Raw genomic sequence first — 12,221 nt, 5'->3', positions numbered from 1 at the left:
AGCGGCGGCTTGCGTGATCATGGGGATCGGGCGTTTATGCAGCGCGGCTGTGGACGGCCATGCCTTCAGCATGAATGCGGAAGCGGGAAATCAGCGATTTCAGGTGTGCCGTTTCTTCTGCTAGGCGTGAGGTGCTGGCGGCAGCCTCTTCCACCATGGCAGCATTTTGCTGGGTTACCTGATCCATCTGGTTCACGGCGGTGCTGACCTCCATCAGGCCTGTGGATTGCTCCTGTGCGGCGGTGACGATGGACGCCATCTGACCGGCAATGCCGATGACCTTCTGCTGGATTTCGCGAAGCGCGTCGCCTGTGGTGGTTACCAGTTGAACGCCGGTTTCCACCTCATGCGAGGACTTCGTGATCAGCGCCTTGATATCCTTGGCAGCGGTTGCGGAGCGCTGCGCCAGTTCGCGTACTTCCTGTGCGACGACTGCAAAGCCCTTGCCTGCTTCTCCTGCGCGGGCAGCTTCAACGCCTGCATTTAGCGCCAGAAGATTGGTCTGGAAAGCAATCTCGTCGATTACGTTGATGATCTGTGTGATCTCGTTGGATGCCTGTTCAATGCGGCTCATGGCGGAGGTCGCTTCTTCCACCACGCCAGCAGAGCGTTCGGCGAACTGGCGGGCTTCGGTCACCATCTTGCTGGATTCCTGCGCCCGCTCGGTAGAGGTGCGAACGGCCACTGTAATTTCCTCCAGCGCGGAAGAGGTTTCTTCCAGCGAGGCGGCCTGCGTTTCCGTGCGGCGGGACAGGTCGTTCGAAGCGTTTCGCATTTCGCCCGCGCCACCATTGATGGCATCGGCGGATTGACGAACCTCCTGCATCAGTTCCCGCAGGGTCTTCATGGTCTGGTTCACGTTGGTCTGAAGATCGGCGAAGGCTCCCTGGAAGCGGCCGCTCATGGCGGCCGTCAAATCGCCCTGGGCCAGGGCTGCAACCACCCGGCTTGTTTCGGTAATGCCACTATCAACCGACTCCACCAGAGTGTTTACGTTTGTCGCAAAGCTATCCAGCGCAGGATTGTCGTATCGCTTGGTAATCCGTCGGCTGAAGTTTCCGGCGACGGCTGCGTCGACGACGACCGCAATATTGGATTGCAGGTCGGCATTCTTTTCCTGCAGTGCCGCTTCCTGCGCTGTCAACTCGCGCACCCGGATGGCATTCTGCTTGAACACATCCACCGCCTTGGCCATGGAGCCGATTTCGTTCTTCATCTCCATGCCCGGAATGTCCGTCTCCAGGCGGTTCGCTGCCAGATCGCCCATGGCACGGGTCAGAGCCGAGATCGGCACCGTCAGGCTGCGCGCTATGAGATAGGCCACACACACGGCAATCAGCACAGCCAGGACGCCCAGAATGCTCGAATTCAAAATACCCGCTTCCATGGAGTTCTGAATTTCCGGGCCAAGCGTGTCCTGCTCTTTCTTCATCGCAATTTTCAGCTCTTCGACAGCGCTGGAAACTGCCGGGCCAATCCTGTTCATGGTGTTTTCAATGATGGCGTTCTTCTCGACGATCGTCTTGTAGGCAGTCTTCATGGCTTCGCTATAGGCGGCCAGATCACCAACACTGCCCATCATGCGTTCACGGCGACCAGCATCGACGATCAGTTTCAACACCACGTCGGTCTGCGCCTTGGCATTGGCGGCGGCTTCCGTGGCGCGCGTAAAATCTTCTTCGGCATTGGCAAGCAGGAATTTGTTCATAGCCAGACGCATGCCATAGACATCGTTTTGCAAGGCAGAGGTCTGAAACGCCGCTTGCGTGTTTCCAGCATTTTCTAAGGCTTCCGCCAGTTCGGTCAGATCTGCGGAAAGCTTGGGCCCGAGCCTGTTCAGCTGTTCCGCGGTCAACTTGTTGACGCTCTCTTGCAGACTTGCCACCTTTGCGAAAGCATCCCCATAAGTCTGGGCCTGCTGAGCGAAGTTGGTGGCCGCGGCCTTTTCCTGATCAGTGCGCGCCAGATCGGCCATGGCCTTGGCAATCTCGCGTGTAGCGGTCAGGCGATCATTCAGGTCTTGCTTGCCTGCGTCTGTCTGGACAACCTGATAGCGGTAGAATGCAAGGCGGGCTTCGAGCATGTTCGATTGTATCCGGCCCGCCTCATTTGTCATGCGCGCAACGGATCGATAGTCGCCGAAATCCCTCTTGCTGGAAATGTTGGAGAATACCGAGAGCGCGGCGATTACAGAAAGTATCGCGAGAACGATACTGAAGCCGCCGTATATTTTCGATCGAATTGACATATTTTTTAGCATGGTAAAGCCCCACCTCAAATCCATGCAAGAAATAGAGTAAATTGGTAATTTATTATTTAACTCTCATGAATGGGATGATGCATCATCAAATATCACGAATTTATGTAATATGAATATTTCAGCCGCAAGGCTATGGCATTGATATTATTTATTTTCTTTGTGATTCCTATGCTCGGCAGCCAACGATGCGGCGGCCTTTGAGATGGGCTGCTGATCGAGAAAGTTTGATGGCGCTTTGCCTTGTTCTTGCCTGATGCGATGATACCTATTGTAGCAGGTACAACCGCCGGGATCTCGCTTCATGCTCCTTCATCGTCGTGTCCTGCTTTCAGGTTTAGGCTTGACCCTCTCCGCACCCTATCTGGCGCGGGCGCAGGCGGTCACAGCACCCGCAGGGCAAGCCACCGGTCCGGAACACAAGCCCGAATTTCCCATCCCTGAAGTTCCGCCGCTGGAGCGGATGGATTATGCCGAGGCGCGAAAGTATTTTCGCACGCATCTCGTGGTGAAAGGACCCTCGCCGGAAGTCTCTTCTGCGCTCGGCAAACCGCCGGGTGCGCAGCGCATCACGTATGCTGGCGGCCCCGACGAAACGCTGCAACTGATTGCCTGGGTCAATGAATATAAGCCTGATAAGGTGTTGAAGCCCGGCGTTCTGTTCCTGCACGGGGGCAATGCAACAGGCGACGGCCATTGGGAACTGATGAAACCCTATGCCGATGCAGGCTTTGTCGTGATGCTGCCCTCCTTCCGGGGAGAGAACGGGCAGGCGGGGAATTATTCCGGCTTCTACGACGAGACATCGGATGCTCTGGCCGCTGCGCGCCACCTCGCAAGTCTGCCGGGGGTGGATAAGGATAGGCTCTATCTTGCCGGTCACAGCAATGGCGGCACGCTAGCGCTGTTGGCCAGCATGGCCGTTCCCATGTTTAAGGCTTCTGTGCCCATGTCTGCGGGTGTCGATGCATGGCGCTATTTCGGTCGCTTCGATGAAGAGATCCGCTTCGACATGCATAACCCGCAGGAATTCGTCATGCGTTCCTCTGTCTGCTTCGGGCATAGCCTGAAGTGTCCGACGCTACTCTTGCGCGGCACGGAGGAACGGCCCTTCGACCGCAATCAACAGCTGACCATCGAGCGTGGACGTGCGGCGGGCCAGCGTGTCGATCATCGGCTGCTGCCAGGCAATCACAACGGCGTCGTTCCCGGTGCCGTGGTCGAAAGCATCCGCTTCTTCAAGGAATATGGGGCCTGAAGCATGGGCCACGCAAAAGTGTGACGCGGTTTTGCGGCAAAGCCATGCGCTCAAGAAATCGCTGATACGCCAGCCTCGCGAAAGTTGAGAATGGCAAAATCGTAACCGACGTCATCTGCCGGAAGCGATCTCATGCCGCATTTTCCTCGCCAGTCTCGAACACTGATCACCCTTGCCGTGCTTCTGGCAACATCCACGGTGCTGTCTGGCTGCATCCTCGTCACGGATACCAGCCGCATGAACCCGGATGTCTTCGTGCAGGAAACCGCACCCGTCTTCTACAATCCATCATCGCCGCCACAGCCACAGCCGCAGCCGACCCAGAAGCAGCAGGCCATTCCGCAGAAGCGGCAGCTCTACCAGACCCAGTTCCACCAGACCTACGGCATGCCGGTTTCCAACCCTGTGCATCGCACCTATTACGCCGGCATCCGCGATGATGGACACACGCTTCCCGCTATTCCCTACAGCCGTGTAGATGCCCGCTACCTGCGGCAGGAAGTCGATTATCAGACGATGGAGGCGCCCGGCACCATCGTGGTGGATACGAAGCAGCGCTTCCTCTATCTGGTTCAGCCCGGCGGCAAGGCTATCCGCTACGGTGTCGGTCTTGGCCGCGATGGCTTTGCCTGGACGGGCAGGGGCATGATCCAGTGGAAGGCAAAATGGCCACGCTGGACCCCGCCGCAGGACATGGTGGCCCGCCAGCCGGAACTGCGCCAGTTTGCCGCCGCTGAAGGCGGGGCTCTGCCGGGTCTAAACAATCCCCTTGGCGCGCGCGCGCTCTATATCTTCAAGGATGGCAAGGATACGCTTTATCGGGTGCACGGAACGCCTGACTGGCAATCCATCGGCAAGGCAACTTCGTCCGGCTGCGTGCGCATGTTCAATCAGGACGTGATAGACCTTTATGATCGTGTTCCAGCCTCCAGCCCGATCGTCGTCCTCTGATTTGTGGTCCTGGGATCACACCCCCTTCACGTTAAGGTGCTGGATACGACACTATCTCCTAAATTAAGGCGCTCTATACTTCTTCTGGCCACAATAAGGGAACCATTGTCGCGATCATCCGTTGGTTGGCGTTTTTTGGAGTACCGCCCGGTGTTCCAACCGCCGTTCTAGTGAAGAAGTATATCCAATCTCATGACCACTGATCTTTTCAGCCGCCGCCGCCTCCTGAGCTTGCTCGCCGTCGGCACTGCATCTACGCTTGCGGGTTGCGCATCCTCAGGTCCACAGCGTTTTACCCCCATTGCCGCCGCGTCGCCGGCCTTTGCGCCTTCTCTTCCGCCTGGCCGTTCTCCGGAACTCGATGCGACCTACGGCGAAATCGTCGATGGCGGCTTCGTCATTCCGGCGGTTCCCTATTGGAAGATTCCGTCGCGCTTCTACCGCCAGCGCGTGCCGAACGAGACCGGCGAACCGGCAGGCACCGTGGTGGTGGATACGCAGCAGCGCTTTCTCTATCTGGTTGAAGCCGGCGGCCAGACGGCCATGCGCTATGGGGTGGGCATTGGCCGCGAAGGCTTTGCCTGGCAGGGCGAGGGTGTCATCCAGTGGCGTCAGAAATGGCCGAAATGGACGCCGCCTTCGGAAATGGTGGCACGTCAGCCGCAGCTTGCAAAATATGGTCCCGGCACCAGCGGCATGGAGCCAGGCCTTATGAACCCGCTCGGCGCGCGTGCGCTCTACATTTTCCAGAACGGCAAGGACACACTTTACCGCCTGCATGGAAATCCGGAGTGGAACTCCATCGGCAAGGCGGTTTCCTCTGGCTGCGTGCGCCTGATGAACCAGGACATCATCGACCTCTACGAGCGGGTGCCCAACAAGGCCCGCATCATCGTCTGGCAGTAAGCTGGAACTCGATTGCAATCATACTGAAACCCTCGGCAGACGCCGGGGTTTTTTGTTGAATGACCTGTCGACAAGCCTGTATCCATAATCTCTATCGAACTCGACCAGCTTGTTGGCCATCCTCTCGTTTCCGCAAGGTCTCCATGCCCTTACACATCAGTACGCCTCTGCTTGAATCGCGCACCCTGTCGCTGGCCGCTGAACGTCCGGTCCTTTTGAAGATGGATGCTCTGCAGCCAGCCGGTTCCTTCAAGATCCGGGGTGTCGGTGCGGCCTGCGAACATCATGTTGCGCAGGGCAAACGGCGGTTCATTTCATCCTCCGGCGGCAATGCCGGTCTGGCCGTTGCCTATGCCGGTCGAATGCTGTCAGTGCCGGTTACTGTCTACGTTCCGGAGACGACGACAGAGCAGGCAAAGGCGCTCATTCGTCTGGAAGGTGCAGAGCTCGTGGTTCATGGGGCCTCCTGGCAGGAAGCCAACGAACTTGCGCTTCAGGCGATGGGAGAAGACGCTGCCTTCATTCACCCCTTTGACGATCCGCTCCTGTGGCAGGGGCATGCGACCGTGATCGATGAAGTGGTCCAGGCCGGAGCAGCTTTCGATGCGGTCATCCTGTCAGTTGGCGGGGGTGGCCTTCTGTGCGGTGTTGCCGAAGGGCTGGCACGCAACGGCTTGGGCGATATTCCCATCGTCGCGGTTGAAACGCACGGCGCCGCCTCCCTTTCGGCGGCGCTTGACGCGGGGGCGCTGGTCGAGCTGCCTGCTATTACCAGCATCGCAACCTCTCTTGGCGCGCGCAGAGTCTCCGAACACGCGTTTCAGATCAGCCAGAACAGGCCAGTTCAAAGCGTGGTGCTAGATGATCGGGCAGCCGTTGAGGCCTGCCTTCGCTTTGCGGATGATCATCGGGTGGTTGTGGAACCGGCTTGCGGCGCAGCACTGGCAGTCGCCTATTCAGCCCCGATGCACGTGGCGGGCTACGAGCGTTTGCTTGTCATCGTCTGCGGCGGTGCAACAACCTCTATCGACAAGCTAAAAGGCTTGGTCGAGAATTTGCCGCATCAAAGTTGAACGAAACCATGAAGAAGGCGCCGATCCGGCGCCTTCTTCATGTCTTGCTTTACACAAAGCACAGTTCTCAACCGCCCGCTGGCACCACCTGGCAGGCGAACTTGGCGGATGACAGAAGCTTGCAGGCCGATTGAGCCGCCGCCTGATTTGAGAAACCGGAGAAGCGGGCGCGGTGCAGTGTGGAAGAGCCGCTGTGAACCGTTTCCGTATAGGGCGTCAGGTTCTGGAACTTGCCGTCGAGCTTGTCCATCGCGCGGCCAAGCAGGCTGATGGCCTCGCCTTCGCTGCCTGTTGCCCCCAACTGGACGCGCCAGCCGGGAGCGGCGGCAGTCTTGAAGGGTAAGTCCGCCGGTGGCGAGAGATCCGATTTCGACGGTGCTGCATAGCCAAGGCTTGCAGAGGAGGGCGCAACGGACGCAACCTGTGTCGGAGCCTGTTCCGGCTGGCTGCGAACAGGTGCAGATGGCACCGGCTGATAGCGTTCGGCCACAACCGGGCGAGCCGGTGCAACTGCAGCCGCAGGCGGTGCGGGCATGGCCGGTGTCACGGCAGGGGAGGCGGGTCGCGGAGGCTGCGTCGTTGCCACTTCTTGCGCCACCACCGGCATCGGTACATTGTTGCGCGGCAGGCGCGTTGGAAACAGAGGCGTCGGGCCGCTAGGCGCTTCCGCCACAAGGCCCGCACCGGCGCGTGTGCCGGCCTTTGGCATGGCCTTGTCCAGAAGCGAGGCCATCTGCGCATCGCGAGCGCGGGCAGTACGACCGCCCAGCACCACGCCGATCACGCGGCGGCCATTGTCGTTCACGGCGCTGACGAGGTTGAAGCCGCTGGCATTGGTATAGCCGGTCTTGATACCGTCCATGCCCTTGTAGCGATACATCAGGTTGTTGTGGCCGCGAATGGTTCTGCCCCGAAACGCAAAGGACTGGGTGGAAAACAGGCGGTATTCCTGCGGGAAATCGCGAATGAGCGCCAGCCCGAGCCGCGCCATGTCGCGCGCCGTCGTCACCTGTTGGCTGTCTGGCAGGCCGGAGCCATTGCGAAACACGGTCCGGCTCATGCCGAGCTGGCGCGCCTTGCGCGTCATGGCTGCTGCGAATTTGTCTTCCGAACCATAGAGATGATCGCCAATCCCTTCCGCCACGTCATTGGCGGATTTTACGATCATGCCCAGAACCGCCTCGCGCACCGTATACGTTTCGCCCTGTCTGAGGCCCAGCTTGGTAGGCGTGGTGCGTGCGCCATTGGCCGACATCACAATGCGCTGGTCCCAGCGAAGGCGTCCGTCATGCAGCGCCTCGAACACCATATAGAGCGTCATCATCTTGGTCAGCGATGCCGGATGGTTCAGCGTGTCGGCGTCCTGCGCATCCAGAACCTTGCCGCTATTGGCATCCATGATGAAGTGCGCATAACCCGCCCATGCCGGTGTCGATACCGTGAAGGCCAGCACCACAAAAACTGCCTGTGTCGCGCGTCGCCACGTGGTGCACACCCATCCTGTCATCGAAAACCCCCGAATTGCCAATCCGCTTTACATATCGGGCAAAAAGCGGCGGAAAATTAGATACAATTTTAGTTTTTCAAATTCTGGTTAACGGGTGGTTGCTTGGCTGCAGAAAGTGACGATGAATCATGGACGAAACAAAAACGCCGACCTGCACGGGCAAGTCGGCGTTTTGAATCCAGGTAGGAAACTCGTATCAGACGAACTGGCTGAGGCCCGGAACCGAACCGACGACCTGATCCACGGTTTCGGAACCGGCATGTTCGCGGGCAACGGCGATTGTTTCGCGGGCGAGCGACGTGATCTCCCCCATGCCGAGGCCAAGGCCCATCAGCTGCTGGCCAAGCGCCATGACACCGCCGCCGAGGCTTGCCATCAGACCACCCAGAAGGCCGCCGCCACCAGCGCCTTCGCCATTGAACTTTGCCACCAGTTCCGGCGCGCCAGGAATGGCCTCGATCATGCGGGCAACGGCACCGTCATCGGCTTCGCGCTGCAGGAAACCCAGCATCATGCCCACGGCCTTTTCGGCCACATCCGGCGCAATGCCCACATTGTCCGCCACGCGGCTGACCAGCTCGTTCATCAAACTCTCCTCAAGGTTTTTTGACGTTCACGTCAAAGTAAAGAAATCCGCGGTCGCTGGCAAGGTGGGCACGGTGTTGTGCCACAGCAGTTTTGCGGGAGGAGGGAAGGATCCGTCAAGTCAGCGTTTCACCCACCGTATCCGCCATGACGGCACCCCGTTGACCAAGTGGCTGCGGGCTGCCGGTGGTGGAATCCATCGCCGTCTGGTGTTCCAGTTCCGCGTTCAGTTCAGCACCGAGGATGACGATGATTGCTGAAATCCACGTCCAGAACAGAAAGCCGATCAGCGCGCCCAGTGTGCCATAGGTCGCGTTGTAATCGGCCACATGTGAAAGGTAGAAGGTCACGCCCAGCGAGCCCAGCAGCCAGAACAGCGCCGCGAAGGCAGCGCCCCAGGTTAGCCAGCGCATTTTGGCTGGTTCGCGGCTGGGGCCATAGCGGTAGAGCATGCAGATGCCGATCGTGGCCAGCACGAGCAGAAGCGGCCAGCGCAGAAGGCTCAGCAGTGTTTCCGCTGTCTGGTCCAGATGCAGAAACGCGATCATCGCCGGAACCACGCCCAGCGCAACGATGATGATGATCGCGGCCAGAATGCCGCCGAAAGTGAACGTCAGGGAGATCAGGTTAAGCCTGAAAAAGCCGCGCTTTTCTTCCTCGCCATAGGCAATGTTCATGGCCTCGAACAGCGCCTTGATGCCGTTGTTCGCGCTCCACAGCGCGACAAGAAGACCGAAGATAAGGCCGAAACTCAGCGCGCTTTTCTGCTCTGTCGCCAAGGCCTTCAACTGGTCTATGAAAATGTTCAGCCCATCGGAAGGCATGACCTGCGCGAGAAACAGAATTCGGTCGGCAATCGTGGTCGGGTCGGCCACGAAACCGTAGACAGAAACCAGCGCACCCATGGCCGGAAACAGCGCCAGCAGCAGGTAGAAGGTCACGCCCGCCGCCACCAGCATCACGCGATCCTGCGTCAGCGAGACATAGACGCGGTACAACACATCTTTCATGCCCTTGAAGGGTATCTGGCCGGGATGCTCCGCATGCCGCCCATGTTCACGTTCCGCTGTCGTCATTGTCTCCACCATCGCCTTACCCCTTTGCGCCTTGCCCCTTCGCGCCTTACCCCTCCGCCCGCTCTGCTTCAGGCGTTGCCGTTCCGCAAACGGCAGCCTATACATTTGCAAACACTTGAACGTTGATAACCGGGAGGCAGTTGCATGGATGACGCGGGAAAACTCTTTCTGGGCGGCAGCCGCAAACCGGATGACACGCTGAAGAAGGCGGAATACCTGCATCTGAAGTTCGGCAACCGTCATGGCCTTGTTACCGGCGCCACGGGAACGGGCAAGACGGTGACGTTGCAGGTCATGGCGGAAGGCTTTTCCGCCGCCGGTGTTCCCGTCTTCTGTTCCGATATCAAGGGAGATCTGTCCGGCATCGCCGCCATGGGCGAGCCGAAAGACTTTTTGCTGAAGCGCGCCGAGCAGATCCAGTTTGCAGACTACGATAACGCGTCGTTCCCGACGATTTTCTGGGATCTCTATGGCGAAAAGGGCCATCGCGTCAGAACCACCATTGCGGAAATGGGGCCGCTGCTTCTGGCCCGCCTGATGGATGCGACGGATGCGCAGGAAGGCGTTCTCAACATCGCCTTCAAGATTGCCGATGAGGGCGGTCTGCCGCTTCTGGACCTCAAGGATCTTCAGGCGCTCCTCACCTATATGGGAGAGCATGCGGGCGAGATTTCGCAGCGTTACGGTTTCGTGTCCAAGGCATCGGTCGGCTCTCTCCAGCGTGGCCTGCTGGTGCTGGAACAGCAGGGCGCTGAACACTTCTTCGGCGAGCCGGCGCTGAAAATCACCGATATCATGCGCACGAGCCAGGATGGACGCGGCGTCATCTCGGTGCTCGCTGCCGACAGGCTCATGATGAACCCGCGCCTTTACGCCACCTTCCTGCTATGGCTGCTGTCGGAACTGTTCGAGGAACTGCCGGAAGTGGGCGATCCTGAAAAGCCGCGTCTCGTCTTCTTCTTCGATGAGGCGCATCTTCTGTTTTCCGAAGCGCCGAAAGTACTGCTGGAACGGGTGGAGCAGGTCGTTCGCCTCATTCGCTCCAAGGGGGTCGGCGTCTATTTTATCACGCAGAACCCGCTGGATGTGCCAGAAACGGTTCTCGCGCAGCTGGGCAATCGTGTGCAACATGCGCTGCGCGCCTATACCCCGCGCGAGCAGAAGGCGGTGAAGACGGCGGCCGATACGTTTCGTGCCAATCCTGAGTTCAAGACGGATGAGGCCATCACCCAGCTTGGCACGGGCGAGGCGCTGATTTCCACGCTGGAAGGCAAGGGCGCACCCTCCATGGTAGAGCGCACGCTGATCCGTCCCCCGGCAGCCCGCATCGGACCGCTGACGGATGATGAGCGCCGAAAGCTCCTGAACACAAGCCCGGTTGCCGGTCAGTATGACAAGGATATCGATCGCGAATCCGCTTTTGAAATTCTCATGGCACGCGCCGAAAAGGCGGGTAAGGCGCCTGTGCCGAAACGCGCTGAACTGGAGCCGGAAGCGGACGCAGCACCGAGAGAAGATAGCGCCGCAGGCCGCTGGACCCTTCCGGGCTTTGGCAATGACGAGGCGGAGGAAGAAGAAGCGCCGCGCAAGAAGGCAGCGTCAGGGCGAACCGGCTATCAGCGGGAAACGGTCATCGAAGCAGCCATGAAAAGCGCTGCCCGTTCCGTGGCAAGCCAGGTGGCAAACCAGATTGGTCGGGCGCTGGTGCGCGGCATTCTGGGCAGTTTGAAGCGGCAATGACTGCCCACGGTTGTGCAAGGATAGGTTGACGCAAGGCATGGAGACTATCCTTCCGGCATATTAGGAAGGAGAGTTTTCATGACTTCAGTAGCATCAACTTCATATTATGCTTCACTCTCATACCGTGCCAATCCTGGCTCATCGAACAGAGCCTCTGAAAGCGCGTATGATGCCTTGTACAGCAATCAGCAGCGTGAAACGAAACCGGAGGCGAAGATTGCGGTCGACGCGTCAGGTTCTGGAGTTCCAATCGACACCACACCTTCAACGGCAACAACCAATTTTCAGGGAAAACTATTTGGGATTTCGTCCATTTGGAGCGTAAGCGATCTGCAAGAAATAAAGCCTGATTGGGAAAATCCGGAAGGTCTTTCTCAGCAAATGCTCAAAGGCTTTGAGGAAGGTCTTAATCATCGATATACCCACATGCCGGAGCCGCCAGACCCGTCGCAATGGGGTGGAACAAGACCCTATGCAGAGATCGTCGTGAAGGGCAAGGTCGTTGCCACGATTGACAATCAGGGAATTGCCGTTTCGAAAGATCCTGCCTGGAGCGAGCGTTACAGGGATGTCATGGGCAGTTTGAATGGCACTGTTGGCCCGGATCTGGCTGAAAGAACGGCAAAAGCCATCGCCAAGGCTCTCGGCGGTCGTGTCGTCAAACAGGAGACGGCATTGACACAGGCTCAATTCGAAGCACTTCCCCAACCGGAAACACCAAGGCCATGGATCGACTATGACGCCATGTATGCGGATCCTGAATATGCCCAGCTTCAGGAGATGAAGCAAAAGCGACAAGACTATCTTGAGCAAATGCAAATCGGCGATGCCTAGAAAGTTGATTTGCTGAAAAAATCGAGGAGAGCTG

The 12,221-nt window shown here is 58.6% G+C and carries 10 protein-coding genes; 6 read left to right on the top strand and 4 right to left on the bottom strand.

What is annotated here, in order from left to right; all coding sequences use genetic code 11:
- Positions 1-34: 34 nt before the first annotated feature.
- Positions 35-2,260, bottom strand: a complete 2,226-nt coding sequence (locus E8M78_RS12880; RefSeq protein WP_137135407.1) for a methyl-accepting chemotaxis protein — start codon at positions 2,258-2,260, stop codon at positions 35-37.
- Between the two features lie 301 nt (positions 2,261-2,561).
- On the opposite strand from E8M78_RS12880, the gene E8M78_RS12875 reads away from it, so the two are divergent.
- The 4 genes from E8M78_RS12875 to E8M78_RS12860 all read left to right on the top strand — a co-directional run bounded on the left by E8M78_RS12875 (position 2,562) and on the right by E8M78_RS12860 (position 6,445).
- Positions 2,562-3,515, top strand: a complete 954-nt coding sequence (locus E8M78_RS12875; RefSeq protein ID WP_137135406.1) for a prolyl oligopeptidase family serine peptidase — start codon at positions 2,562-2,564, stop codon at positions 3,513-3,515.
- 132 nt (positions 3,516-3,647) lie between these two features.
- Entirely contained in the window at positions 3,648-4,466 is an 819-nt protein-coding gene (locus tag E8M78_RS12870; protein WP_137135405.1) for a L,D-transpeptidase, read from the top strand.
- 192 nt (positions 4,467-4,658) lie between these two features.
- Positions 4,659-5,372 (top strand): L,D-transpeptidase, encoded by a 714-nt coding sequence (locus E8M78_RS12865; RefSeq protein WP_137135404.1) that lies wholly within the window; start codon positions 4,659-4,661, stop codon positions 5,370-5,372.
- Between the two features lie 143 nt (positions 5,373-5,515).
- The gene (locus E8M78_RS12860) at positions 5,516-6,445 is read left to right on the top strand and encodes a pyridoxal-phosphate dependent enzyme (RefSeq protein ID WP_137135403.1); all 930 of its coding nucleotides are present in this window, start codon (positions 5,516-5,518) and stop codon (positions 6,443-6,445) included.
- Positions 6,446-6,512: 67 nt separating this feature from the next.
- Here the strand turns inward: E8M78_RS12860 and E8M78_RS12855 are convergent, their stop codons facing one another.
- The 3 genes from E8M78_RS12855 to E8M78_RS12845 all read right to left on the bottom strand — a co-directional run bounded on the left by E8M78_RS12855 (position 6,513) and on the right by E8M78_RS12845 (position 9,625).
- Positions 6,513-7,952, bottom strand: a complete 1,440-nt coding sequence (locus E8M78_RS12855) for a serine hydrolase (protein ID WP_137135402.1) — start codon at positions 7,950-7,952, stop codon at positions 6,513-6,515.
- Positions 7,953-8,148: 196 nt separating this feature from the next.
- Positions 8,149-8,538 carry a hypothetical protein gene (locus E8M78_RS12850; RefSeq protein WP_137135401.1) on the bottom strand — a complete coding sequence of 130 codons (390 nt, stop codon included), beginning with the start codon at positions 8,536-8,538 and terminating at the stop codon, positions 8,149-8,151.
- Between the two features lie 115 nt (positions 8,539-8,653).
- Positions 8,654-9,625 (bottom strand): YihY/virulence factor BrkB family protein, encoded by a 972-nt coding sequence (locus E8M78_RS12845; protein ID WP_246658309.1) that lies wholly within the window; start codon positions 9,623-9,625, stop codon positions 8,654-8,656.
- A gap of 132 nt (positions 9,626-9,757) precedes the next feature.
- Here E8M78_RS12845 and E8M78_RS12840 point away from each other — a divergent pair, with 132 nt between their 5' ends.
- Both E8M78_RS12840 and E8M78_RS12835 read left to right on the top strand, forming a co-directional pair.
- Positions 9,758-11,353: a helicase HerA-like C-terminal domain-containing protein gene (locus tag E8M78_RS12840; RefSeq protein ID WP_137135400.1), complete on the top strand. Its 1,596-nt coding sequence runs from the start codon at positions 9,758-9,760 to the stop codon at positions 11,351-11,353.
- A 78-nt stretch (positions 11,354-11,431) separates the two neighbouring features.
- The gene (locus tag E8M78_RS12835; protein WP_137135399.1) at positions 11,432-12,187 is read left to right on the top strand and encodes a hypothetical protein; all 756 of its coding nucleotides are present in this window, start codon (positions 11,432-11,434) and stop codon (positions 12,185-12,187) included.
- Positions 12,188-12,221: the final 34 nt, after the last annotated feature.

The sequence above is a fragment of the Rhizobium sp. FKY42 genome, from assembly GCF_005222835.1.
In the GTDB taxonomy this organism is placed as follows: Bacteria; Pseudomonadota; Alphaproteobacteria; order Rhizobiales; family Rhizobiaceae; genus Neorhizobium.
The sequence above is the reverse complement of the archived record's forward strand: the minus strand, read 5'-3'. Positions and strand labels throughout refer to the sequence as shown.